21 protein-coding genes are annotated in these 24,621 nt (G+C 67.7%); 8 read left to right on the top strand and 13 right to left on the bottom strand.

The annotated features are described in order from the left end of the window. Positions 1-16: 16 nt before the first annotated feature. The 11 genes from aat to NN4_RS15855 all read right to left on the bottom strand — a co-directional run bounded on the left by aat (position 17) and on the right by NN4_RS15855 (position 10,575). Entirely contained in the window at positions 17-754 is a 738-nt protein-coding gene (gene aat / locus NN4_RS15905) for a leucyl/phenylalanyl-tRNA--protein transferase (RefSeq protein ID WP_246180900.1), read from the bottom strand. Positions 755-794: 40 nt separating this feature from the next. Further along, the gene (locus NN4_RS15900; RefSeq protein WP_147131312.1) at positions 795-1,511 is read right to left on the bottom strand and encodes an aspartate/glutamate racemase family protein; all 717 of its coding nucleotides are present in this window, start codon (positions 1,509-1,511) and stop codon (positions 795-797) included. Positions 1,512-1,513: 2 nt separating this feature from the next. Then, positions 1,514-2,812, bottom strand: a complete 1,299-nt coding sequence (locus NN4_RS15895) for an NAD(P)/FAD-dependent oxidoreductase (protein ID WP_147131308.1) — start codon at positions 2,810-2,812, stop codon at positions 1,514-1,516. Positions 2,813-2,821: 9 nt separating this feature from the next. Further along, positions 2,822-3,697, bottom strand: a complete 876-nt coding sequence (locus NN4_RS15890) for a family 3 encapsulin nanocompartment shell protein (RefSeq protein ID WP_147131304.1) — start codon at positions 3,695-3,697, stop codon at positions 2,822-2,824. A gap of 47 nt (positions 3,698-3,744) precedes the next feature. After that, positions 3,745-4,572 (bottom strand): SDR family NAD(P)-dependent oxidoreductase, encoded by an 828-nt coding sequence (locus NN4_RS15885; protein ID WP_147131301.1) that lies wholly within the window; start codon positions 4,570-4,572, stop codon positions 3,745-3,747. A 4-nt stretch (positions 4,573-4,576) separates the two neighbouring features. After that, the gene (locus NN4_RS15880; protein ID WP_147131298.1) at positions 4,577-5,512 is read right to left on the bottom strand and encodes a sulfotransferase; all 936 of its coding nucleotides are present in this window, start codon (positions 5,510-5,512) and stop codon (positions 4,577-4,579) included. Then, a complete protein-coding gene (locus NN4_RS15875) occupies positions 5,509-6,675 on the bottom strand; it encodes an MFS transporter (RefSeq protein WP_147131295.1) in 1,167 nt (388 codons plus the stop codon). Before NN4_RS15875 ends, NN4_RS15880 begins: the two co-directional genes overlap by 4 nt. After that, on the bottom strand, positions 6,672-8,027 hold the full coding sequence (locus NN4_RS15870; protein ID WP_147131292.1) for a DegT/DnrJ/EryC1/StrS family aminotransferase: 1,356 nt from the start codon (positions 8,025-8,027) through the stop codon (positions 6,672-6,674). The genes NN4_RS15875 and NN4_RS15870 overlap by 4 nt, the downstream gene beginning before the upstream one ends. 301 nt (positions 8,028-8,328) lie before the next feature. Next, entirely contained in the window at positions 8,329-8,694 is a 366-nt protein-coding gene (locus tag NN4_RS15865) for a hypothetical protein (protein WP_147131289.1), read from the bottom strand. Positions 8,695-8,733: 39 nt separating this feature from the next. Further along, positions 8,734-9,195: an ester cyclase gene (locus tag NN4_RS15860; protein ID WP_246180899.1), complete on the bottom strand. Its 462-nt coding sequence runs from the start codon at positions 9,193-9,195 to the stop codon at positions 8,734-8,736. A gap of 39 nt (positions 9,196-9,234) precedes the next feature. After that, entirely contained in the window at positions 9,235-10,575 is a 1,341-nt protein-coding gene (locus tag NN4_RS15855) for a carotenoid oxygenase family protein (protein ID WP_147131286.1), read from the bottom strand. Between the two features lie 199 nt (positions 10,576-10,774). Here NN4_RS15855 and NN4_RS15850 point away from each other — a divergent pair, with 199 nt between their 5' ends. From NN4_RS15850 to NN4_RS15825, 6 genes are all read left to right on the top strand, one after another. Further along, the gene (locus NN4_RS15850) at positions 10,775-13,384 is read left to right on the top strand and encodes an AAA family ATPase (RefSeq protein WP_147131283.1); all 2,610 of its coding nucleotides are present in this window, start codon (positions 10,775-10,777) and stop codon (positions 13,382-13,384) included. Positions 13,385-13,476: 92 nt separating this feature from the next. Beyond that, the gene (locus tag NN4_RS15845) at positions 13,477-14,316 is read left to right on the top strand and encodes an adenylate/guanylate cyclase domain-containing protein (RefSeq protein WP_147131280.1); all 840 of its coding nucleotides are present in this window, start codon (positions 13,477-13,479) and stop codon (positions 14,314-14,316) included. Between the two features lie 59 nt (positions 14,317-14,375). Continuing rightward, the gene (locus NN4_RS15840) at positions 14,376-15,731 is read left to right on the top strand and encodes a hypothetical protein (protein WP_147131473.1); all 1,356 of its coding nucleotides are present in this window, start codon (positions 14,376-14,378) and stop codon (positions 15,729-15,731) included. Beyond that, complete coding sequence (locus NN4_RS15835; RefSeq protein WP_147131276.1) at positions 15,731-17,134, top strand: outer membrane protein assembly factor BamB family protein; 1,404 nt, start codon at positions 15,731-15,733, stop codon at positions 17,132-17,134. Before NN4_RS15840 ends, NN4_RS15835 begins: the two co-directional genes overlap by 1 nt. A gap of 89 nt (positions 17,135-17,223) precedes the next feature. Next, positions 17,224-17,667, top strand: a complete 444-nt coding sequence (locus NN4_RS15830) for a nitroreductase family deazaflavin-dependent oxidoreductase (RefSeq protein ID WP_147131273.1) — start codon at positions 17,224-17,226, stop codon at positions 17,665-17,667. A gap of 50 nt (positions 17,668-17,717) precedes the next feature. Further along, positions 17,718-18,521 carry a methyltransferase domain-containing protein gene (locus NN4_RS15825; protein ID WP_147131270.1) on the top strand — a complete coding sequence of 268 codons (804 nt, stop codon included), beginning with the start codon at positions 17,718-17,720 and terminating at the stop codon, positions 18,519-18,521. 8 nt (positions 18,522-18,529) lie between these two features. Here NN4_RS15825 and NN4_RS15820 read toward each other — a convergent pair whose 3' ends face one another. After that, positions 18,530-19,162 carry a TetR/AcrR family transcriptional regulator gene (locus NN4_RS15820; protein ID WP_147131267.1) on the bottom strand — a complete coding sequence of 211 codons (633 nt, stop codon included), beginning with the start codon at positions 19,160-19,162 and terminating at the stop codon, positions 18,530-18,532. 103 nt (positions 19,163-19,265) lie between these two features. Between NN4_RS15820 and NN4_RS15815 the strand changes: the two genes are divergently transcribed. After that, a complete protein-coding gene (locus tag NN4_RS15815) occupies positions 19,266-20,219 on the top strand; it encodes a TIGR03564 family F420-dependent LLM class oxidoreductase (protein ID WP_147131263.1) in 954 nt (317 codons plus the stop codon). 90 nt (positions 20,220-20,309) lie between these two features. Next, the gene (locus NN4_RS15810; protein ID WP_147131260.1) at positions 20,310-20,804 is read left to right on the top strand and encodes a VanZ family protein; all 495 of its coding nucleotides are present in this window, start codon (positions 20,310-20,312) and stop codon (positions 20,802-20,804) included. On the opposite strand, the gene NN4_RS15805 is transcribed toward NN4_RS15810, so the two are convergent. Continuing rightward, a complete protein-coding gene (locus tag NN4_RS15805; RefSeq protein ID WP_186818450.1) occupies positions 20,793-24,113 on the bottom strand; it encodes a BTAD domain-containing putative transcriptional regulator in 3,321 nt (1,106 codons plus the stop codon). The genes NN4_RS15810 and NN4_RS15805 overlap by 12 nt on opposite strands. Positions 24,114-24,621 lie beyond the last annotated feature (508 nt).

Genomic DNA, 24,621 nt, shown 5'->3' with positions numbered 1-24,621 from the left:
CGAGCCCGATGAACGTTCACGCCGGTAGGTGGTTGGGGGAATTGGGGACTGAGATTTCGAATTGCCAAGGGCCGGGGAGGGCGGGGCGGGCGGCTGCCTGGGTGTGTAGGTGCAGGTAGTCCGCGCGGGGGAGGTCGATGGCGCCGAGGGACGTGAGGTGGGTGGAGCTGACCTGACAGTCGATGAGGGGGAAGTTCCAGGCGGCCAGTTGGGTGCAGAGCCAATACAGCGCGATCTTGGAGGTGTCGCGGGCGCGGGAGAACATGGACTCGCCGGCGAAGGAGTGGCCGCATGCGACGCCGTAGAGGCCGCCGACCAGGTCGCCGTTGCGCCATACCTCGACCGAGTGCGCGTGACCGAGGTGGTGCAGTCGCTGGTAGGCGGCCTGCATGTCGGGGCCGATCCAGGTTCCGGTCTCCTTGTCCCGCGGTGCGGCGCAATTCGACATCACCTCGGCGAAGGCGCGATCCATGGTTACCGCGTAGTCGGTGTTGGCGACGGATCGGCGATAGGACTTACTCACCCGCAGATCGGTCGGCACGAGGATGCTGCGCGGGTCCGGGCAGTACCAGTGGATCGTTTCGCCGGGGTTGTACCAGGGGAAGATTCCTGCGGAATAGGCGCTCAACAGCCGCTCTGGCGACAGGTCCCCGCCGAAAGCGACCAGTCCGGACGGATCGGCGAGCTCGACAGGCGGGAAAGGCTGGTCTGGATCGGCCAGATACATCCGCATCAGGTCGGTAGCGTCGGTCACCGGACAGAGATTACCGACCTGCCGCAGCCTGCGACGACGCCTATTTCCGGGGAAACGGCCGGTGGCTGAGGCTTCGATGCACCATCTCGGTGAGGGTGACGATGTCGAAGACGGGGAGGCCGAGGCGGTCTTGGATGGCGTGGCTGTAGGGGGCCAGGTCGGTGCATTCGATGACGAGTGCGCCCATGTCGGGGTTGGCTGAGGCCAGTTGTTCGATCTCGGTGAGTACCTCGTTTCCGAGGCGCTCGGCGTCGAGTCGGGTGCGGCGTCCCTCCAGGATGACCTCGCGAAACTCCGGCTGGGCATCCATCCCGGCGACGCAAATGGGTATCGATTCACCGCCGATCGCCGCCAGATGACGCCGGGTGAGCGATTCCTTCTTGGCAACGAGCAGGCCGGCTCTGCGATTCGCGCTGAGCATGCGGTGCACCATCGGTAGCTGGATGAGGCTGGAACTGTACAGCGGGATCCCCACGGCATCGGCCAGCTGCTGCTGGAAGATGACGAGGAAACCGCATCCGCTGGTAATCGCCGCCACGCCACGGGATTCGAGCTCCTTCGCGGCGATGATGAACGGCTCCAGCAGTGTCGGATCGGCCTCGGTCACCATCCGCTGCGGTGTCGCGCCCTGCACCACCTGGTAGACGACCGGGAAGTCGAAGGTCGTCGGATTGCGGATATGCCCCGGGATCTTGGTGAACGCGGTGTCCAGGCAGAGGACGCCGATTGCGTGCTCGCCCTTAGTATTTTCGGCCACTGTTATCGCCTTGTCGATTCGGTGCTGCCGAACCGATCCGGCCGCAGCGGGGCCGGATCGGTGATCGGTTGTTCGCCCGCCAGGATGTGGCTGATGAACTCGCCACCGGCGGGCGCGAGCCCCATCCCGATATGGCCGTAGCCGACCGCGACCAGGAGGTTGCGCAGACCGGTGCGCCCGATCAGCGGCAGCCCGTCCGGCGTGCACGGACGCAAACCGCTCCAGGTTTCGCGGGTCTGCGTTTCTTCCAACTCCGGCAGGTATTCGCGGACGGCCCGCAGCATCCCTTGGACACGCCGGGCGGAGATGCCGTTGTTCATCCCGGTGAGCTCGAGCCTGCCGCCGATGCGCAGCCGGTTGCCCAGCGGAACCATCGCCACCCGGCCCTCACTCAGCAATATCGGCCTGCTGGGACCGCTCGGCGGCATGTCCATGGTGACGCTGTAACCCTTGATCGGTTGCAGCGTCAGCCCGATCCCCGCCAGCCGAGCACACTCGGTCGACCACGCACCCGCCGCGATTACCACGTCACGGGGGCGAAGTTCCCCGCGGTTCGTATGCAGCCCTGCGACTTTCAGATCTTGGACCTCGAAGCCGAGCACGTCGGTGCGCTCGCAGATCTCGACGCCCATCTCGCGCAGCAGCCGACCGAATTCGATCACGAACTCCGGTACGCGCAGGTAAGCCCCCTCCGGGTTGTACAGCGCCCCACGGATTGCGAACCGGGTCTTCGGCTCGAGCTCGTCGAGTTCCCCCGGTCCGAGGACCCGCAGCGGCACTCCGCTCGCGACGGTCCGTGCCACCGATCGACTCGCAGCCGCGAACCCTTCTGCGGTCCGGTAAGTCAGCACTATGCCGGGCGACTCGAAAGTGGCAGCGATGCTGGATGATTCACACAGTCCGAGCAGTATCTCGAGGCTGCGCTTCTTCATCCCGACCAGCGCCCGAAAACCGGCCGCCGCAGCCGTCGCCGAGCAGGCCCGGCCGAAATGCCCGAGCCAGCGCAGCAATTCACCGTCGAGTCGCGGCTTGACATAAAACGCCGCACCCGGACTCAACATCCCGAGCGTGCGCAGCGACCGCATGCCGGGCTCGGCCAGCGGCGCGGCACCGTGGGTGCCGACGAAACCGGTGTTCCCGTACGAACACGACTGCGGCCCGCCGAGCGCCCCGCGCTCCAGAACAGTCACCGAGGCCCCGCTCCGGCGCAGGTGATAGGCACAGAACAAACCGGCGACCCCGCCGCCGACAACCACCACATCAGGGTCGCTGCGCACGGGAGCCGCCCCCTCACTCGCCACGAACCCGACCTACACGGTGACGACGAAGAAGTTGGTGGGTAGGTTCACCACGACCCGCTCGTAGATCTCCGCCATGACCGCGGCACCGGGTTCGCTGAAGGTGCCCGGCGGCGGCTCGGCGAAGCGGATCACCGACCGTCCGGCGTCGAAAAGCTGTGCGCCGTGGCCGAAGTCGCCCACCAGGGCGGTGCCGGGCTCGACCAAGCGGGTGCGCACGATGAACATGCCGTTCTGCTCGAGATCGTCCATCAGCCTTCCGGTACCCATGGCGCGGTAGTAGTCGACCGGGTTGATGATCATGCCGTCGGCGGTGCCACCCATCTGCTCGACCTCGTTGCAGGCGCGCAGGATCGTCGAGGCGAACGGCCCGGGGGAGGTCATCCGTTCGATCCCCGGCATGTTCAGCAGGCCGCCCTCGCCGCTGATGATCGTGTGGTTCTCGGCGGTGCAGAGCCGGACGATCAGCCGGTAGTTGATGAAGGATTCGAACGTCTCCGGGTCCTCCCACAGCTGCGGCGGCACCTGCACCCAGGCCGTAGTGGTGAGCAGTTCGGGGATCGGCGACTTGTGGAACCGGCTGGCCAGTTCGCGGCGCACGTCGGCACCTTCGATGGGAGTGTCCGCCGCGCCAGGTGCGCTCTCGTGCCAGTAGAACTCGCGCGGATCACGGGACAGGTCAACGGCTTTGAGCATATTGCGCGCCGGGTAGCGCGGTTTGCGACGCGAGCTGGTCAGCGAGTCGGTGATGGTCACGTCGTACTCGACGGCGGCGTCGAGGCCGTCTTTCGCGCAGGCCTCGACGAACATCCGCCCCGGCGAAGGCTCCTTCTTCCGGTCCGCGACAACCTGCGCCAGCGTCTCTTTGACGCCTTCGGTCTTCAGCATGTGTGATTCCTTCCGTGTCATCGGCAACGGTGCCGAGAGCAGTGCTGTCACTCCGGTTTCGCGCTGGCCTGCCAGGGCAGATGGGCCGCGGACGGTCCGAGCACGCTCGCACCGCCATCGACCAGCTGCACGGTGCCGGTGAGGTAGGAGGCCCGCGCGCTCACCAGAAAGGTGGCCACGGCGGCCATTTCCGCCGGCCGGGCGATCCGTCCCACCGCCGTGTGCCTGCCCATCGCCTCGAACTGTGCTTCGCTCGGTCCCTCGGTAGAGCGTTGCGCCACAACACGTTCCAGCAGGGGAGTGCGAGTTGCGCTGGGCGCGAGCACATTGACCGTGACGCCGTCCCGGCCGACCTCAGCGGCCAGCGACTGGGCGAATCGAACGAGGGCCGTGCGGGTGACGCCGGACATGGCCAGACCGCTGATGGGGACGCTCGCCGTCTCCGAGGCCACGAAAAGCATTCGGCCCCAACCGGCGTCCCGGAGATGAGGCAACGCGCTCAGCGCCACATCGACCGCCGGGATCAGCACCGCATCGACCGCGGCCCGATAGTCCGCTGTCGCGAAGGCGGTCGCGTGGCCGGTCGGCGGCGTGCCACCACTGATGACGACGATGTGCAGTCCGCCGAATTCGGCGGCAACCTCATCGATCCACCGGCGGGTCGCCGCGCTGTCGGTGATGTCCACGCTCGTGACATGCACACGAGCACGCGCCACCTCTTTTACGGAACGCTCGGCGGCCGCGAGCCGTCCTGGGTCGCGCGCCCCGATCGCGACGTGGGCACCCTCGGCAGCCAATTCCCGCGCGATAGCCAAGCCGATCCCACTGGATCCGCCCGTCACCAGCGCGACCTTGTTCTCCAGCCCCAGATCCACGCGGCTAGCCCTTTCCCGTCGAGTCCACGGCACCGAATTCGTAGCCGTATCGGCGCGACAGCGGCCACGACAGGGCCGCGACCGTTCGCCTGGCCGACTTCGGCAGCCCGCGCCGCCAGGAGTCGTCGGTCGGACGCACCACGGTTTCGCCGATCTTGAAACGATCTGGGTTCCCGGTAACCGTGTGATTGGTATGCAATTCGACCGTCCGATCGGTGACGGGGTTGAGCGCGGGGTCCGTCGCACACAGCCGCAACAGGCGGTCGATCGTGCCCGCCGGATCCGCGATGAAGTCCTCGTACCGCAGGAACATGGACCGTTCCGGATAGCGCCGGGTGATCGCGTGCGTGGCGAGATTGAAGCCGGTCCAGTACCCGGTGCTCTTACCCGGCGCCATCGCGTACACGTAATCCTTTGGTCTGCTCCAGGATTGGGCCACCGCACGCGGGTCACGCACCAGATGGACGTAGTACGGGGTGATGCCGTCGAGGTGTGCCAGCAACGCCGCTTCACCGGGAATCTTCGTGGTATCCACGATCACCCGTGACTCGCTGCGCTCCGCGATGGCTTGGTAAACCTGAGTCATCAGCGCCGCATGCGCACGGATCCGCTCGTTGTGCAGTCCACGACCGAGCACCCGCCAGGTGTGCCGGGTCCGGACGCTGCCGAGTTGCCGCCGGATCACGGCGTCGGCGTGCTCCACCAGGGTGCTGCCCGCCGGTTGCCCGATCGGCAGAATGGTCGACCAGAACGGGCAGTCGACCAGTTTGCGCCCGCAGCCACATTCCTCGTTCACCCCGCGACCCGCCGCGTTCTTCCACAGGAAGTGCAGCTCGCCGACGTGGAAGAAGCCCGGAATCTCATTGAGGATGTTGCCGATAATGGTGCTGCCGTTGCGGCACCAGCCGGTAATGCACAGGACCTTCACTGTGTTCGTCACCTGTCGACCGCCTTCTCCGTGGTCACCGCTTGCCGGATCGTCATGGCCAGTGCCGAGGCCGCCAGCGCGCAGCCCGCGCCGACCACGAAGACGGCCGGGTAGCCGAACCCGGTGGCGATCGCGCCGGTCACCGGCCCCCACACGAACAACCCCAGATCCCAGAACGAGGTGTAGGCGCCGAGCGCGGCCCCCTGTTTGGCGCTGTCGGTGTTGTTCATGACCATCAACGCCAACGACGGGTGCAGCAGCGAGAATCCGACGCCCATCACCACGGCCCCGAGCACCGCCACCGGCAGATTCGGCGCCCACGCGATGATCAGCAGCCCGGCCGCCTCGCCCAGGCCGCACCACGCAGCGACCCGCCGCGGTCCGTACTTGTCCGGTAGGTGCCCGATGAACAAACGGGTGCCCGCGTACACCGCGCTGAAGGTGCTCAAAACGACCACGCCCGAGTCGATTCCGCGCACTTGCAGCCCGTGGATGACGAACGCGGCCAGGCCGACGTAGCCCGCGGCCCCCAATGCGAGACCGAGACCGGGCAACACGGCGGGCCGCAGCAGCAGCCCGCGCCCGCTGGTCGGCGTGGCGTGCGGTTGCGGCGCGACGATGCTGATCAGCACGAGACCGATGAGCGGTGCGACGGAGCAGAAGCTCCACACCGCGGTGATGCCGAAGTGCCGGATGGCCGCGCCGAGCGCGGTGCCCAGCGAGATGCCGCCCCACATGGCAACGCCGTAGAGCCCGATCACCTGCCCACGACGGTGGTGCGGCGCGAGCGTGACGGTCCAGACCGCACCCGCGGTGAACAGCGCGGCCTCACCGACGCCGAGCAGCAGGCGCACCATGATCAGTCCGACCAGGCCGAGCGGCAGAAAGTACAGCAGGCCGCCCGCCGCGATGGCGAGCGCACCGAACTGCATGACGTTGCGGTGTCCGTACCGATCGGCCAGGCCGCCGAAGATCGGACGGGTGAGCAGCGCGGTGAGCGCGGTGGACGTGACCGCGAGGCCCACCGCGAGATCACCCGCGCCGAACTCATCGCGGACGTGCCCGGGCAGCACCGGAATCGCCGCGGCCAGGCCGAGGTAGCCGCAGAACAGCCCGCCGAACACTCCGGCAAGCGCCAGCCGGGGGAACGCCCCGGTATCGGACGAAGCCGTCATCGCCAGCCGGCCCAGGGGGAACTGGAACCTTCTTCGTTGTCGAGGGTCTCGGTGGCCGCCAGCGCATCCGCGACTTTGCGCACCGCGGCGACCAAGTGGTCACAGTCCGCCTGCGACAACGTGGAGGACAGCGGAATGTCCACTGCCCGCTGCAGATAGCGTGTCGCGTTCGGCAGCAACTCCTTGATGGCCGCGGTCTCCATCCCGGTGAACATGAACCGCCAGTTCCAGAACGCACGGATATTGCGGTCGGAGTCCGAACCGAGGTTGCGGGCCTCGATGCCCTCGTGGCACAGCGCTTGCGCGAACCACTGCGCGCGGCCGTTCGGCACCTGGAAGATGAACGCCTCACCGAGATAGGCGCCGGGCGCCACCGGCCGGCGGATCCGAATCCCGGCGACGTCGGCCAATGCCGAGGCCACATAGTCGTAGTTGCGCCGGAACGCGGCCAAGCGCACCGGCAGCCTGCCTAGCTCCGCCCGTAGCAGCGCGGCCCGGATCTCGTCCATCCGGAAGCTGAGCAGCGGCAGGTCCAGATCGGTGGCGATGGGCGGCTCGCCGTCGGGGAAGTGCCGCCGCAGCCGTCCCTCGTAGGCGCCGGAAAGCACGGTGGCACGGGCGAACAGCGCGCTGTCGTCGGTGACCAGGAAGCCGCCCTCGCCGCTGTTGAGCGACTTGTCCGATTGGGTGCTGAACGCGCCGGCCAGGCCGAAGGTGCCGAGTTTACGGCCGTCGAGTTCCGCGCCGAGGGCGGGGACCGCGTCCTCGAAGACCGGCACGTTCATGTCGTCGGCGAAACGGAGCAGCGCGCCCATGTCGCCGGCGAAGCCGCGCATGTGCACCACCATGATGCCCTTGACCTGCGGGGTCCATCGGCTGCGCAGGTCGGCCACGTCCAGGTGCAGGTTCTCGTCGACGTCGACGAGGAAGGGCGTGCAGCCGGCCAGGATGATGGCGCTCGGGGTGGCGGCGAAAGTGAAACCGGGACAGGCGATCAGGCTGCCCGGCGCGATACCCGCGGCCATGATGGCCAAGGCCAGCGCGGTGGTGCCGCTGGAGGTCGCCAGGGCGTGGCGGCAGTCGAAATAGCGGCACAGGTCCGCCTCGAACTTGCCGCATTCGGTTTCGTGCGGCGGGCGATAGTCGTAGCGGAAGTAGAGGTGACTGCGGATCGCGCGTAGTGCGGCTTCCTCGTCATCGGGGTGGACGCAGACCGCGCCTCGATCGTAGGTCGGCCAGGGGGTCCGGCGAATGGGATTTCCGCCGTCCAAGGCCAGTCGCGAATCGGCGGTTATTCGGGTTCCCGGCAACTGCCGGGCTGCTGCTGAATGGTCGACTTCGTTGTCCGCCATCGTAATTCCCTGCCCAACTCTTAAAACATCGGCGAGCCGCCACCTCATCGTCGGTCGAGCTTTTGCCGAAGCTCGTAGGACGATTCCGGAAACGCTACACCGAAGTTTCGATCTGGATACCCGAAATCGATTGTTCAGCAACGGCATTGGTTGCTGTGACTTTACTGGGGTCGTTTTGTCCAGGCAGCTGGAATTCGGGATGGGGGATATGGCGCTGTTGCGCCAGTGAGCCAAAACAGTCGCAGCCGAACGAGTTTCAGTGCTGAAACTCGTTCGGCTGCCGCGTCGCTTTCGGACCCGGTTACTCGGCCGTCTGCTGGGCGCGCCTGCGCAGTAGGTGGTGTCTGATGGCGACCGCGCCGCCCGCGACGACGACCAGTGCGGCGAGCAGGGGGTGGATGTCCTTCGAGAGGCTCTGCGCCGGGTCGGGTCGGATGGCCCAGATGGACAGTGGGACAGCGTAAGCCACGGCGAGGGCGGCGGCCCACCAGCGGAGCGGGCGGAGCCGGGCATCGCGGAGGGTGCCGATGAGCACGATGGTGACCGGAACAATGGCCACCATCGCGAACTGACCGACGATGAGGACGGGAACGGCCCACGCCGCGATGAGGACGGGCCGTGCGGCGGGATACGTTTCGAGGTCGGGTCGGGGTGTGCTGGTGAACATGGTCTGCTCCTTGATGAATGGGCCGACAAACGGTTGTGGCTAGGGTCGAACGCCGAGGGTTGCCAGCAGCACGTGCATGTCGGAGTTCACCCAGTACTCGGCGATCCGATCCCGTGCGAGGCGCAAGATGTCCGTCCCGGTGAACCGGACTGCAGTGCCCGAAGGAGCGGTCGCGCCGGGAAATCCCGCGTGATAGGTGCCGACGGCGACCCAGCGGAGCGCGAGGTGGTCGCGCTCGACAACCGGTCCGACCTCGACGCTGAACACGAGTTCGGAGAAGGCGGCTCGGGTCTGCGCGATCCAATCGACCAGGCCCGCCGGTCCGTGGACCGCACTGCCGTCGCCGCCGCCCAGTAGTGCGGCGTGCAAGCGGAAGTCCGGGGCGACGACCTGCTGGGCGAGGGCGTAGTCGCCGTTCCAGAGGGACATCCATCCCGCCAGCAGGTCCCGGTAGGGCGGCGGATCATCGATGGTCGTCGTGGTGCGGGTGTCCTGTTCCACGGCAATGCCTTTCGTATCGTCCTGTCCCGGCGAGGGGATTCAGTCCTGGTCCGGGATCCAGTGCCCATGGATGCCCGCGGGTACCCGCTGCGGGAGGTCGACGGCGGCGACCGGCGGCTTGGCGAGGTCGGAGGCATCGAGCACCAGCAGTTGCGACGCGTCGGCGGCGAGGTCGCTGACGATGGTGAGCAGGTATCCGTCGTCCTCCCGGGTGGCGCCCTCGGCCGGCACGAAGACGGCTTCGCCCGGCATGCGGTCCGGTCTGTGCGCGAACAACTGGCGCTGTCCGGTCAGGGTGTCGAATTTGACGGTGTGGTAGCCGGTGAGTCCCGCGCCGGGGAAGGCGACGGCGTAGCTGTAGCGGTTGGGTGTTCCGGTGTGGTCGTCGTTGATGGCGGGGAACTCGATCACCAGATCGTCGAGCGCCTCCTCGGTGACCTTGCGGGTGGCCGGGTCGAGGATCCAGCGATGGAAGGTCGTACCGACGTTGGGGGTGTCGGGGTAGCCTGCCGCACCGACCCACCACTTCCATGAGGTTTCCCAGGCTGCACGGTCGAAGCGCGGGCATTCCAAGATGATTCGGCCGCGATCGTCGACGTAGGAGTTGGCGACGTGCAGGATCGCCCCTGCGCTCTCGACGTCGAACCAGACGACCTCGCCGGGCGTCTGCCGCGGCAGCACGCCGAGGCGCAGCGGGACCTGATCGTGCCAGCGGTACGGGATACCGGACTGTTCGGCGTGGTCGAAGACGACCGGGGACCCGAGAAAGATTGCGTGCTCGCGGGTGATCGCGAAATCGTGCATCAGCGCCGGGCCCGCACCGGCGATCGGCGTGGACCGGATGATCTCGCCGCGAGCGTCGGCCACGTAGTAGATCAGGTAGGGCGGAAAGGGGCTGTAGGAGAAGAAATGTAGTTCGCCGGTAGCCGGGTCCACCTTCGGATGGGCCGTCATCGAGGTGGTCAGCTTGCCGCCGAAGTCGTGCACGCCGACCGTCTCCAGCTCGCCGGTGACCTCCCAGGGCAGGTTCGCCTCCTGCAATGCGAGGTAGCGCCCGCCGTGGAAGATGATGCTGGTCGCGGCGGCGCTGACGTCGAGTTCGGTACCGGTGAACGGGACACCGTCCAGGTAGGGCGTCTTCACCCAGCGGTTGCGGTACCACTCGGCGCGGCCGCCCGTGAGCCGGATCCCGTGCAGCATGCCCGCGCCGCGGAACCAATGCGTCGGTGTGACACCGGGTTTGGGATTGTGGCCGTTGCGGAAGTAGCGCCCGTTCAGTTCCGGCGGCAGGGTGCCGTGCACGGTCAGATCGAACGAGGTGTGCTCCTCGGCGGTCGGTGCGAAGTGGCCGGTGAGGTAGGGCAGCGGTCGCGTTTGCATGGTTGTCAGTTTTGTGGCGGGAAAGGTTTGCTCGCGTCGGTGATTCCTGCCTATACGTAGGTGGGCGGTACTTATGCCTGCGGTTGGCATGGGAGGTCGATTCGCGGAAGGATCGGGTCGTGAGCGAGCGTCCGTCAGTGAATCGAAGGCACAGCGTGTGGGAGCGCGCGACGGAGCCGAGCGCTAGCGAGGCGCAGTCGTGAGTTATCTGGTCGGGCGATCCGACGAAACCGCGCGGTTGCTCGCGCTCCTGCAAGAAGCGCGGGAGTCCCGTGGCGGGGCATTGCTGCTGCTGGGGGAGCCGGGTATCGGTAAGAGCGCGCTGCTCGACCATCTCGCCCAGGCCTCATCCGGGTTCCTGATCATGCGAGCGTCCGGGGCCGAATTCGAGACGGAACTGCCGTACTCGGCCCTGCACCAACTGTGCGCCCCGGTGCTGGAACACCTCGACGCACTGCCCGCACCCCACCGCACCGCACTGCGGATCGCGTTCGGCCTGGACACCGGCACCCCGGACCCGTTCCTGGCCGGCGCGGCGGCACTGGGTCTGCTGCTCGAGAACGATCGACCGCTGCTGTGCCTCATCGATGACGCGCAGTGGCTGGACCATGCCTCGGCCCGCGCGTTGGCGTTCGTGGCCCGCCGGATCGGCGCCGAACGCGTCGCGATGGTGTTCGCCGCGCGGGAAGACGTGGGCGGGCTGGAGCAGCTACCCCAGGTCGACGTCGAGCGGTTGAGCGAATCCGAGGCGCGCGCGTTGCTGGTGCGCGAGGTACCCGCCTCGCTGGACGAGCGGGTGCGCGACCGCATCCTGGCCGAGGCGCGCGGCAACCCGCTCGCCCTGCTGGAACTGCCGCGGACCGCGGGATTGGCAGGCATGGCCGGCGGATTCGATCTGCCCGCGCCGCGCGCCGCCGAACGTAGCTTCCGTGCCCGCCTCGCGACGTTGTCGCCCGAGGTGCGGTTACTGCTGACCGTGGCCGCCGCGGAGCCGGTCGGCGATCCCGGTCTGCTGTGGCCCGCGGCGAAGCTCTTGGGTGTCGAAGGTGCTGCGGCCGAGGACGTTTCGCTGGTCGAGTTCGGCACCCGTGTTCGGTTCATTCATCCGCTGGCCCGCTCGGCGGTGTACCAGGCCGCGACCGCGGCGGAGCGGCGCCGTGCCCATGGTGCGCTCGCTCAGGTGAGCGACCCGGTCACCGACCCCGACCGGGTGGCCTGGCATCGCGCACTGGCCAGCGCGGGACCGGACGAGGAGGTGGCGACCGCGCTGACGCGATCGGCGAATCGGGCGCAGGCGCGCGGCGGAGTCGCCGCCGCGGCGGCGTTCCTGGAACGGGCCGCCGCCTTGACGCTCGACCCGATCCTGCGGTCCGAGCGGGTGCTGGCCGCGGTCGAGGCCAAGCTGTCGGTCGGGGATTTCGGCGTCGCCGCCGAACTGCTGTCGACCCTGGACTCCGATGATCCGCGTGTCGACCTGCTGCGCGGCCGGATCTCCTTCGCCCGCTTCCGCGGTGGCGACCAGCCGACCGACCATCTGCTCCGCGCCGCCACCCGGCTCGCCGACCACGACCCGATCCGGTCACGCGAGTGCTATGTGGACGCGATCGAGATGAGCCTGCTGACCGGCGGATTCGATGCGGTGATCGAGGCTGCGCGCACCGCACCGCCGCACCCGCAGCCGCCAACCAGCGCCGACCTCATCCTCGACGGCATGATCGCGCTGACCGTCGAGGGACATCAGGCGGCCGCCAAGCTGCTGCGTCCCGTCGTGGCCGACGGTGCCGACGCGGCGTGGGCGCGGTGGCCGACCCTCGGCTTCCTGCTCGCCCTCGAACTGTGGGACATCGACGCCATGCGCGGTATCGCCACCCGGGTCACCGCGTCCGGCCGCGAGGTCGGTTCCTTCCACATGCTGCCGATCGGGTTGGCCATGCTTGCCACGGTCACCGCGTACTCCGGCGACTTCGGCGCCGCGACGGCGATGATCTCCGAGGAGGAGGCGATCGCGGAGGCCACCGGCGCCGCCCCCCTCGTCTATCCGCGAATTCATCTGGCGGCCTTGCGCGGTCGGCGCGCCGAGGCCGAGGAACTGTTCGCCGGTGTCGGCCCGCACATGACCCTCAGCGTGCAGTACGCCACCGCCGTCCTCAATAACAGCCTCGCCGATTACCCTGCGGCGATGCGGGCCGCTGAACGTGCCGTCGCCACCGGCGATCTCGGGCTGGCGGGCCAGGCGCTCCCCGAATTGGTCGAGGCGGCGGTGCGCTGCCACGAACCGGACGTCGCCCGTACCGCGCTCGCGACGCTCACCGAACGCGCGGGTGGGCACCCGTTCGGGCTCGGAATTCAAACGTACGCAAGAGCTTTGGTCGACGACGACGAGGACTCCTACCGTCGGGCCGTGTCACTGCTCGATTCCAGCACCTTCGCCGTCGCGGCCGGACGTGCCCACCTCGTCTACGGCGAATGGCTGCGCCGCCAAGGCCGCCGCCGCGACGCCAGAACCGAGCTGCGGCACGCCCACGAGGTGCTCGCCGCTCTCGGCGCCGAGGCGTTCGCGGCCCGCGCGGCCGGCGAACTCCGTGCCACCGGCGAGCACACCCGCAGCCGATCCGCCGATGTCTCCGACGCGCTCACCGTGCAGGAAGTACACATCGCCCGCCTGGTCGCCGAGGGCGCAACCTCGAAAGAAGTAGCCGCCAAACTGTTCTTGAGTCCACGCACCGTAGATGCCCACCTACGCAACATCTTTCGCAAGTTAGGCATCACCTCCCGCCGTCAACTCCGAGATCTCCCAGACCTCCGCTAGCCGCCGCCTGTGTCCCGCGCCACCAGCCTGCATCCACCGCGGTCGGCTATGGTCGACTCGCTCTCCTCGACCACTACCCTGCGGCGGATTCCATGCTGATCGAGCTCGTACTTGCGGCGGTTGCCGTACTGGAGGCCATCGGACTGGTGGTGCTGCTCGTGCTGCTGGCGGGCAGCCGCCGCCGGTCCGCGGAGCTGCAACGCCAGCTCGACGACTTGCAGCGCAGGTTCGATGCCCGCCAACTGCTGCGTAATGGTGGCCGGGAAGCGGTGAAAACCGTGTGGGATACGGCGAACCTGTTGCGCAAGAAAGGGTTCCGTCGCGCGGTCCTCACCTCGATCGAGAATTTGGCGGGCTGGGCGCAGGTCGAAAGACCGGATCTGGCGGGCCTGACACCCGACGGCCACGTGGTGATCATGTTCTCCGACATCGAAGGCTCCACCGCCCTCAACGAACGCCTCGGCGACCAGGCCTGGGTCAAACTCCTCGACCGGCACGACCGCCTGACCCGTCAGTGCGTCGCCGAGCACGGCGGGCACATCGTGAAAAGTCAGGGCGACGGCTTCATGATCGCCTTCGCCGAGCCCGACCAAGCCGTCTGCTGCGCTCTGGACATGCAGGCGGCCCTGCACCACTCCGGCAAATCCGTGGGCCGCGAACGCGTTCGAGTGCGGATCGGCGTTCACATGGGCAAGTCGGTCCGCCGCGGCGACGACCTCTTCGGCCGCAACGTAGCCATGGCTGCCCGGGTAGCCGACCAAGCCGACGGTGGCGAAATCCTCATCAGCACCCCGGTGCACGACGCCATCGCCGACCACCCCGACATCACCGTCACTGCGGAACGCCAGGTCGAACTCAAGGGCCTGCACGGCACCCACCACCTCTTCACCGTCGAGCGCACCCGCACCACGTCAACGGACCGCCGCTCGTAGTTCGTCGGTGGCGTTTGGTAGACATCACCTGACAGCTATGGGGAGGAGCGGTGCCGCAGATGGAGGCTCGCGAGGAAGCTCAGCCGTCGCGCGCGGTAAGCGGGTGGACGGTCGGGCTGGTGTGTGTGGCGATTGTGGCGAGTGGCGTCATCGTCGGTGGGCTGTTGCACGAGCCGGAGCCTGCGTTGACGACCAAGCCGGTGCCTACAGCTACGGCTACCCCATCCCGACCGCGGGCCGAGAACTCATATGTCACTCCGGCTGTTGTCTTTCCGGTAGAGATTCCGGGCTGTGCCGTAGTGGAGCCGCCTACCGAGGGCAACTTGATGGCGTGGGCCAGCTACGGCACGTTCGGTTACGACAATCCGGCGTATCCGTGGTTCTCCGGTCCGAAGGCTGTCGCGATGTCGCGGGCGCTGCGGGACGGGTTGCCGGACGATGTCGAGGTCGCCTTTGCGTCCGACGAGCAGTCGCTGCTGTTTCAGCCCATCCTCGATGATCCGGAGGACGCCGATTCGCCGCCGGGCGCCGGCGGCTGGACCACCGCGAGTGGCACGCTGCGCCGGGGTGCGGGGGAGGGTGGGCTGATGGTGACGGTCCGGCAGTCCGCGGCACCTGTTCCGGCCTGTGTCGCAGGTGATCTCGATGAGCGGCGTCGGCTCGCCGATGGCACGACGGTCGATGTGCAGGACACCTGGTACGAGATAGATAAGGTTCGCACGCTGTCTCGCACCGCCCGCGCGTATTTGCCGGACGGCACCGCGGTCACCACCGCCGCCACCGATCAGCGCTCGGACGGCAGCGGTCATTCCGGCACAGTGCCGTTGACGGTCGACGAGCTCGCGGCCCTGGCCACCGCTCCTGGCCTGCGCGTCACGACGCCGGTGCCGCCGGGCACCCCGGACGTTCCCGAAAGCTGTTCCGGTGCAACGGAGACCGGTGGGCTGATCGACGAGGGTGTTACCCGCCGGTTGGACGCGGTGCTGGCGCACATCCCGCTCGACGGTCTCACGCTCGATCGGCCACTGGGGCAGTTGCGACCGACGGGCCCCAGCGCGAGTGGGGTGTGCCAAGCGGTTCGGATCACCACGCCCGGGCGGGAGTCGCGGTTGAGTGTCGCGATCGCCACGGAACAGCGCCTTCCGGAGGACACGCCACCCAACCGGGACGGTGACCGCGTGACGAACCGGCGACTTCCGGACGGGACCGTGGTCGAGACCCGGGAGTCGCGATATACGGTGCAGTCGCAAAAGCCGGGGGCGCAGCCCGTACCGGAAACCATGCGCACGGTCGCCGTCACCCGCCCCTCGGGCACCAGGGTCCACGTGTCGTCCACCGCCGCCGACCCAATCGAACCTCTTCCTTTCGCGCAGCTCGAAGCGATTGCCACGAACCCCGATCTCGAGGTGCGGTAATGGCGCCGATCCCGGGCTTGCGCAATCTGGTGCTGGCCGCTGCCGCCGCGGTAATCACCAGTGCCGGAGCCGTTTACGTCCTGGTGCAGCCCGATGACGCTACCCGCAAGATCACCGGCACCGCGGCCGCCGCACCCGGCCTCGCCTGGTCGGTCGATGCCGCCGCGGCCTACGACGGCGCGTCTCCCGAATTCCGTGATCCGGTCGCGGGCACCGAATACGACATCGGCAGTGCGGGTTTCGTAGACGCGGGCGACACCCTCGTCGCCGTGGTCGGCTCCTCGGACGGCGATATGTCGCTGCGTAATCCGACAATGATCGGTATCGATGCCGCCTCCGGCGCGGTGCGCTGGCGTACCCCCGCCGCCCACCTCGGTGGTTGTGCGCGCGCTCCGCTCGACAATCACCTCGTCTGCTTCACCGGACCGTCCGAGCCGCCCGCTCTCCTCGGCTACGACATCGGCAGCGGAAAGGTCACCCGCACGTCCCTCGAGTGGTCGGTCTTCGCCCTCGCCACCGCCGAGGATCGCCTGTACCTGGCGGAAGGCGATGTCGAGTCCGACGATGTGCGCGTGCATTCCGGCACGCTCGCCGATCCCGACGCCCACTGGACCCGCGCGTTCACCATGGGTACCGCATGGGAATCCCTGCCCGCCGACGCGCTGGACGTAGCGCATGGGCAGGGCCTGTTCGCCCTCGGTGCCGATCTCGCCGGGTTCGACCTGGGCACCGGCGCGCCGACCTGGACTGCGGAGCTGACCGGGTGTTCCCGTACAACTCAAACGAACCCGGCGATGGTCGTGCGAATCCACACCGACTGCACCGGCTACCGGATCACCGGCTCCGACATTCTCGACCACACCGGGCGGGTGCTGGCCAGCACGGATCATGAAGCCGCCCATAGCCTCTCGATCGACCTGCCGACCGACGACACCGTCCCCGTGCTGCTCGCCGACGGCGCCCGCGATCGCCGCACCGGCCAGCTGATGTGGACCAGCCCCGATCTCGTGACCCAGCCGCGTACGACCCAGAGCGAGTACGGGAACGCCACTTCCGGCTCCGCGATCGCACTGCTCGGCGACGTCGCACTGCTCCGAGATGACGCCGCAGGCACCACGACCGGGCTGGATATGCGCACCGGGCGCCGACTGTGGCAGCACGCGACCGAGCGTTCCGGCACACCGGACGCATGGGACGGCGACGTCGTCGTTTTCGCCGACTCCACCGGTCTGTGGGCGATCGACCCGAAAGCCGGCAGCACGGTGTGGGACATCCCGTTCCGTGCGGTGACCGAGGTCCCCGACGCTCTCAGCGACGGCGGTCAACTGACTGCCCGCGGCAAGAACCGCTACGTATACGCGTCAGCTCGCACGTTGATCGGCCTACGCCCGCTCGAGCGGTAGACCGACATCTTTACCTGAGACAGTTCGTCACAGGGAGGTAGTGTGGGCATGTCAGAGCTCGTTCCCGCGCAGCGTGGTTAAGGACCCCCATGCCATCGAATTTCGCTCTCAAGACAATGAACACGGCTCATCGCGCCCTCTTGAAGGTCAGTTGCGGCAAGCTGGGCAACGACTTCAGCGGGATGCCGTCGATCGAACTCGTGACCATCGGCCGCAAATCCGGTCGCCCGCACGCGGTGATGCTGACCGCGCCGATCGTCGACGGCGACGCCTACGTCGTCGTCGCCTCCCGCGGCGGCGACCCGCAACATCCCGCCTGGCTGCACAATGTGCGCGACAACCCGGATGTCCAGGTCTCGGTGCGCAGCGGACCCCGGCAACCGATGACCGCCCGGATCGCCAACGCCGAAGAGCGGGCCGAATTGTGGCCGCGCGTGATCGCCGCGCAGAAGGTCTACGCCGGCTATCAGAAGAAGACGACGCGCGAGATCCCGCTGGTCCTGCTGACGCCGAAGCCCGCCTCGGCCAACTGACCGTCGAGCGACTCGTTCGGTCGATTCGCTTCCGCGGCAGAGGGAATGGCATGAGCGAAGCGGGTTCGTACATCATTCGCGGCGGTATCCAGGGCCGAGAACGGTTGCGCGTCTTGGCCGGCGTGCTGGCGCCGCGCACTCGGGCGATGCTCGAGCAGTTACCTGTCCGCCCGGGCGACCGGAGCTGGGACGTCGGCTCCGGCGGCGGCGATGTGACCCTGATGATCGCGGACATGGTCGGCACGGAGGGGCGAGTACTCGGCACCGACCTCGACCCTGCCAAGGTGGCGCTCGCCGCAGCCGAAGCCACCACCTATCCGCAGGTGGAATACCGAGTCGCCGACATCACGGGGGAGCCGCCCGCGGAAACCTTCGACGTCGCGCACGCCCGCTTCCTGCTCTCGCACCTGACCGACCCCGCCGCGGCCGTCGCTGCCATTGCCAGGACACTGCGGCCGGGCGGCACCCTGGCCGTCGCGGACGTCGACTTCAGCGCACCCCTGTGCTGTCCCGACTCACCCGCATTCCGTGCCTACCACGACCTGTACATTCGCACCGGTCGTCACCGGGGCGCCGATCCGCTGATCGGCACCCGGCTGCCCGCGCTGCTGCACACCGCGGGTCTCACCGACATCCACATCCAGGTGAATCAACCCGCCGAACCGGATCCCGCCACCAAACTCGTCCACGTCCTCACCCTCGAGAACATCGCGGATGCCGCGCTCGCCGCCGGACTGACCAGCACCGCCGAACTCGACGCCATCCTCGCCGACCTCCGTGCGGCAGTAGATGATTCATCGATAGTGCTGGCCGCTCCCCGAATGGTCCAGACCTGGGGCCGCGCGCCGCGATGATCGCACGGTCAAGCGGCATCGAGGGCGGCGCGGAGCATGGCGAAGGCGCGCCGGGCGGCGGCGACGGCTTCGGGGTGCACCTCGTCGAGTGTGCGGCCACCGGCTAGCTTGCGCAGATTCTCCTCGGCGAGCACCCGCAGCGTAATGATCACCTGGTGCGCGGCCACCCGCGCGGTGACACCGTCGGCGACGGCTCCGGCGTCGATCAGGGCTGCGGCGAGCTCCTCGGCGCCCTTGGCCACGAAACCGAGCACCCGCGCCGACAGGCTGGGCGTGGTCTCGAACATCTGGTGCAGCGCAAGCACTTCCGGGTCATCGTTCAACCCGGTGATCGGATCATGCGCGTCGAGCGCGGCCAGGAAGTGCCGACGCAGCGCGTTCAACGGAGCCTCGCTGGACCGCCGTTCGCGGACCACCCGAGCGGCCTCCTGCTCATGGTCGATGATCCGGTGCAGCACCAAATCTTCTTTGGTGGGGAAGTATTTGAACAGCGTCGGCTTGGAAACCTCTGCGCGCGTAGCGATCTCGGCGCAAGACACCTGATCGAAGCCGGACTCCAGAAACATTTCGATCGCCGTATCAGCGATGGCCGTCCGAGTCTGCTGCTTCTTCCGCTCCCGCAGGCCGCCTTCTGCTCCCATGGCAAGAGCGTACCAAAGATGCAACTGGGACAATATAGACAGTGTATGTATATATTGACTTAGTTAACTAATCGGCTCGTCACAACGCAGCTCGGGAGACTTCATGCGTATCGGTATTGCCTTGCCCACCAACCACACTCGACTATCCGCAACAGCCGACCCGGTGCAGACCTTGATCGGCGAGGTCGCGGAACTGGCCGGGGCCGGGCTGGACGCCGCCTGGTTCATTCAGCGTTTCGACCACGACGCCCTCACCGTCGCCGCGCTCGCCGCGCGCGAAGTACCGGACATCGCGGTCGGCACCGCGGTGGTCCCGATCTACCCTCGGCACCCGATCACGCTCGCGATGCAGGCCCGGACCGTGCAGGCCACCAGCCACGGCCGCCTCACCCTCGGGCTCGGGATGTCGATCGCCTCGCTCGTCGAACAGACCTACGGCATAGCGCCGCACCCCCGGATCCGGCATCTACGCGACTATCTGAAAGCGTTGCGCGCCTTGCTGGATGACGGAGCAGTGGAGCTGGAAGGTGACACCCTGATCGCCCGAACGCCCCGGTCGGAACCGTTGCACGGCGTGCGGCCCCGCGTGCCGGTCCTGGTCGCGGCGGCAGGCGAGCTGACACTGCGCGCCGGAGCGGAACTCGCCGACGGCGTGATCCCGATCCTCTCCGGTCCACGCACCCTGGCCGACTACACGGTGCCCACGCTCACCCGCTATGCCGAGGCCGCCGGACGGCCGACACCGCGGACCGCCGTGATCGTGTCCGGAGTGGTGACCGCCGATGTGGCCGGAGCCCGCGCGCGGGCCGAACAGAATATGCAGCCCTACGCGACCATCCCGGCGTACCGTGCCGCCCTGGATCGAGAAGGCGTGCACCATCCAGCCGACCTGGTCGCGATCGGTGACGAGCAGCTACTGGCCGATCAGGTCGCCGCGTATCGCGAGGCGGGAGCAACGGAACTCATCTACACGCAGACGGCGATCGGTTCACCGGAGGACGAACAGCGCACTTGGAAACTGCTAGGCGAACTGGCCGCGAGTCTCCGTACCGGGTAGCGGATTCTGTTCAGGCCTTCATCTGCAGATGTCGTGTGGATTGTGTGGACGACTGGTGGAGGCGCGGGCGACTCGAGTAAGACTCACGGGGTGAACGGGACGTGGGCGTTGTGGGGTGGGGTGGTGCTGGCCGCGATCGCCGCGCTACCGGTGGCGGGTGTGGTGGCGTGGTGGCTGGCGCGGCGGCGCGGGTGGCGGGTGGCGCTGTGCGAGGTAGGGATGGTGGTGGGTACCGCGCCGTGGTTGTGGATGATCCTCACGCCCAAGGGATCTGGGCGTTCGCTGAATGTGGTGCCGCTGCGTGATCTGGCCGATCAGCTGACCGACGGACGGGTGGTCGAGCAGTTCGGCGGGAATCTGCTGGTCTTCGCCGCGCTGGGATTCCTGCTGCCGTTGCGGTTCGCCTGGTTCACTCGCTCGTACCGCGTCCTGCTGGTGGGCGCCTGCGCCTCGATCGTGGTGGAGACAGTGCAGTTCGCGCTGGCCATCGGCCGTCACTCCTCCATCGATGACGTGCTGTTGAACGCGACTGGTGCCTACCTTGCGGCCCAGCTCTCCCGGCATTGGTGGGCGTCACGCGCGTAGCCGGTCAGGGCCCTTCGGATCGACCATCGCGGCCATCGCAGTTGCGCGACTCGACGGCGACAGATCGCATCGGATCAACCCCGCGGCTCTGCGGAACTCGGCCGAATGTGCTTCGGCCGCTTGCGTTGCCGTGGCGGCGAGAAACGTCGAGTCGATGCCGGCGACATGATCGGCGATGCGCCGGGTCTCCGGCAGGCCCAGCCCGGCGGCGATCGTCAGGGCGGTCTTCCAGTGCTTGCGCGCGACCGAGAAGTGCGCAGAGCAATAACTGACCGTGGCGATGGCGTCGTAGGCGAGCATTTCCTCGTACGGCGAGCCCGACGCATAGGCGATGTGCAGCGCGCGTTCGTAGTGGGCGAGCGCTTCCCGGTAGTGGCCCTGCCTGCGATGGATATCCCCGATACCCAGATACGCGCAACACTTGAGGATCAGATCATTGCTGCGCTCGGCCCGCGCCAGCGCCACCCGGAAATTTTCCACCGCTGTTTCGTACTGCTTCAGCTGACAATAGGTATTGCCGATGCGGATCGAGAAATAGTTGTGGAAAAGGGTATTCGGCGACATCGGCGTCAACGTTTTACGCGCGTCCTCCAGGTGTGCGAGCGCGTCGTTGTATCTGTCGACCCGCATGTCGGCATCGCTGATGCGCATGAGGGCACTGGCGCGCAGGTATGGGTCGCCGGTTTCGTCGGCGATATCGACGGCTTGCCGGAGATAGTCGACGGCGTCCTCGCAATGCCCCATCCGCTCGTGGACCTGCCCGAGCCCTTGCAGCGCATAACCTTCCATGTATCTGTTGCCGCTGGACCGGGACAACGACAGCGCTTGGTGATACCCCATCAACGCATCCCGATACCGCGCCAGCCGGAAGTAGACCAGCCCGCTGTGATGCATGGCCCGCGCCGCGTTGGCGTGGTCGCGCATACCGTGCGCCAGCCCGACGGCGTCGTTCAGCACCACCAGTGCCTGCTGGCAATGCCGCATCCGCCAGAGCGTGTAGCCCAGATTGACCAGCAACCGGCACTCTTCGGCATGCTGGCCGCTGCTGCGCGCCACTTCGACCGCGTCGAAGTGCAAGGTGATCGCGTCGTCGGAGCAGCGCAGGCCCGTCACGTAAGGCCACCAGAGGATTTCGGAGAACAGCCTGGTGTAGCCGGACCAGCGGGCCTTGGTCGCCTCGCGAGCGATCGCCAGCAAGTTGAGCCGTTCGCTGTGCAACCAGGTCACGCACTCGTGGTGAGTGACGAGCGCGGGTACCGGTGTCGTCGGCCTGGGCAGATCGGCGACGCGGAAGGTGCGGTCGGGCAGTATTCTGGTGCCGACCGCCCACGCGGCATACCGGTAGTAGTCGAACAGCCGGGTCAACGCGGCGTCGCCGTCGAGATCGGACGGCTCGCTCAGTGTCGCTGCGTAATCGCGTACCAAACTGTGGAATCGATAGCGCTCGGAGACAACCTGTTCCAGCAGATGAACATCGACGAGCGCCTCCAGGATCTGCTCGGCGGCGTCGATCCCGATATCGGCGAGGGCTGCGGTGGCATACGTGTCGAAGTCGCGGCCCGGGTGCAGGCCGAGCAGCCGGAACACGCGCTGCTGATCGATCGACAGGTCTTGGAAACTGGCGGTGAGGGCGGCCGCTACGCTGCGAGATCCCGCGGACAGGTGTTCCAGCCGGCTGGGATGTCGGAGCCGCTCGGCCAACCGGTCGATCGGCCAGACCGGCCGCGCACGCAGCCGTCCGGCCGCGATGCGAATCGCCAGCGGCAGATAACCGCACAACCGGACGGTTTCCTGCACCGCCTCGGGCTCCGCCGCGACGCGCTCGTCGTGCACGATGGTGGTGAACAGCGCGGTGGCGTCTTCGCGTGAAAACACGTCCAGAGACAGGGTTCTGGAGACTTCCAGGTCGACGAGCCTGCGCCTGCTCGTGATCAGCACCAGGCAGCTCGCCGTGCCCGGCAGCAGCGGCCGCACCTGATCGACGTCGGCGACGTTGTCCAGCACCAGCAGCGCTGAACGGGCGGCGATTCTGGTGCGCCACATGGCGGCTCGCGCATCCAGATCCGGCGGTATCGACTCGCTCGGCACGCCTACCGCGCGCAACAGCCGGTCCAGCGCGACCATCGGTTCGACGGGCGCGCTCTCGGCGGCGTGCCCGTGCAGGTCGATATAGAGCTGGGCGTCGGGAAAGCGGCCGCTGAGCTGGTGCGCCGCGTGAATCGCCAGCGTCGTCTTACCCACCCCGGCCATGCCGTCGATGGCCTCGATCAACACGGTCGGGCGGGCCGCTTCCGGCGGTATGTCGGCCAGGAGACGGTCCATCTCGCCGGTGCGGCCGGTGAAGTCCGCGATGTCGCCGGGCAGCTGATTTCGGCTGGGCAGTACCTCGGGCTGGAACTCTGTCTTGTCCCCGCCACCGCTCTCGCCCAGAGTGGACGCGCCCTCGGCGGCGGGCCGTGCCGCCTCCTGCTCGAGCCCCGCGAAATCGGTTGTGCTGTAGAGCGATTCATGCCGACCGGTCGGTGTCGAGACGCCGCCCAGCGGCGGCTCGATCTCGTCGCGCAGAATCCTGCGGTGCAGCTCGCGCAGTTCGCGTCCCGGCTCGATCCCGATCTCGTCGGCGAGATGGCGCTGCGCGTCCTGGAAGACCAGCAGCGCCTCGGCTTGCCGCCCGCAGTGGTAGAGCCCGAGCATGAGCAGCGTTCGAAACCGTTCCTGCAGCGGATAAGAGGTGACCAGCGGGGCGAGCTCGGCGACCGCCTCGGCGTGCTGGCCGCGGGCGAGTTTGATCGCGGCGCGGTGCTCGAGCGCGGTCAGGTAGCGCTCCTGCAACCTGCGGCGTTCGGCCTCTATGATGGGGCCCGCCAGGCCGCTGAACGGTTCGCCACGCCACAGTGCCAACGCGGCATCGGTGTGCGTGGCGGCCGCCGCCAAATCGCTGTCGCGCCGGCATCGCTCGGCGGTAGCGAGGAGTCGGTCGAACGCGACGTGGTCCGACAGCGTGGGGTCGCCGTGTAGCACGTAGCCGGTCTCCGCCCACACCAGCGCGGGTTCGGTGGCCTTGCGGCACGGCGCCAAGGCGCGACGCAGCCTACTGACGTAGGTCTGCACACCGTTGCGCGCGTCACCTGGGGGGTGTTCGCCCCACACCCCGTCGATGATCGCGTTCACCGTTACCGGCCGGTTCATCTCCAGCATCAGTGCCGCAAGCACCGCTTGCTGTTTCGCTGGGCCCAACTCGATTTCACAGTCGTCGCGCCTTGCCGTGAACGAACCGAGCACCCCGTATCTGATCTGCGTGTGCGCCATGGACAAGCCCTCCTGAACCATGTGCTACCAGCGCTGAGCATAGGTGGCGCCGGACTCCTCCGAGGGAGGAACACTGGATAGTTACCACTTTGACCAGTCATTTATGCGCTAGTACAGCGGCAGTTACGCAGCTCGAGACATCCTGATCGAGTGTGCGGCAGCGGGATTCGGGGGAGGCGAGTTCATCGGCAGCCGACGAGCTGTCCGGTCAGCAACAGCTCATCTAGTTGTGAGCAAGCGTCCGCTTCCGGGCTTTGTCACGCGCCGCACCAGTTGAATCGCCGTTTCGCCCTGCTGTCGCAGGCTGCGGACAGGGTTGTCGCGCACGGTGATTCAGGGTGGGTGCCGCATCGGTGGTCAAGCAAGTGGCCCGGTGCGGATTCGTCGACGGGGGCGGCGGCAGTCGACCGGGGACAACGAGTGTCCCCACCTTTGCCAGCGCAGCGAGCTGGGCGCGCGGCGGTGCAGTACGGGGCTGCATCCGCGGCGCGCCCGCATCGCCGAAAAC

Origin of the sequence: Nocardia ninae NBRC 108245 (assembly GCF_007990755.1) — a bacterium.
GTDB lineage: Bacteria > Actinomycetota > Actinomycetes > Mycobacteriales > Mycobacteriaceae > Nocardia > Nocardia ninae.
Note: the sequence above shows the minus strand (reverse complement) of the source record. Positions and strands in the feature narration are given on the sequence as shown.

Bases quoted from the DNA above. Each gene is read 5' to 3' on its own strand.
- NN4_RS15890 (WP_147131304.1), bottom strand. From the start codon at position 3,697: ATGCTGAAGACCGAAGGCGTCAAAGAGACGCTGGCGCAGGTTGTCGCG.
- NN4_RS15875 (WP_147131295.1), bottom strand. From the start codon at position 6,675: ATGACGGCTTCGTCCGATACCGGGGCGTTCCCCCGGCTGGCGCTTGCC.
- NN4_RS15870 (WP_147131292.1), bottom strand. From the start codon at position 8,027: ATGGCGGACAACGAAGTCGACCATTCAGCAGCAGCCCGGCAGTTGCCG.
- NN4_RS15865 (WP_147131289.1), bottom strand. From the start codon at position 8,694: ATGTTCACCAGCACACCCCGACCCGACCTCGAAACGTATCCCGCCGCA.
- NN4_RS15855 (WP_147131286.1), bottom strand. From the start codon at position 10,575: ATGCAAACGCGACCGCTGCCCTACCTCACCGGCCACTTCGCACCGACC.
- NN4_RS15845 (WP_147131280.1), top strand. From the start codon at position 13,477: ATGCTGATCGAGCTCGTACTTGCGGCGGTTGCCGTACTGGAGGCCATC.
- NN4_RS15840 (WP_147131473.1), top strand. From the start codon at position 14,376: ATGGAGGCTCGCGAGGAAGCTCAGCCGTCGCGCGCGGTAAGCGGGTGG.
- NN4_RS15835 (WP_147131276.1), top strand. From the start codon at position 15,731: ATGGCGCCGATCCCGGGCTTGCGCAATCTGGTGCTGGCCGCTGCCGCC.
- NN4_RS15830 (WP_147131273.1), top strand. From the start codon at position 17,224: ATGCCATCGAATTTCGCTCTCAAGACAATGAACACGGCTCATCGCGCC.
- NN4_RS15825 (WP_147131270.1), top strand. From the start codon at position 17,718: ATGAGCGAAGCGGGTTCGTACATCATTCGCGGCGGTATCCAGGGCCGA.
- NN4_RS15820 (WP_147131267.1), bottom strand. From the start codon at position 19,162: ATGGGAGCAGAAGGCGGCCTGCGGGAGCGGAAGAAGCAGCAGACTCGG.
- NN4_RS15815 (WP_147131263.1), top strand. From the start codon at position 19,266: ATGCGTATCGGTATTGCCTTGCCCACCAACCACACTCGACTATCCGCA.
- NN4_RS15805 (WP_186818450.1), bottom strand. From the start codon at position 24,113: ATGGCGCACACGCAGATCAGATACGGGGTGCTCGGTTCGTTCACGGCA.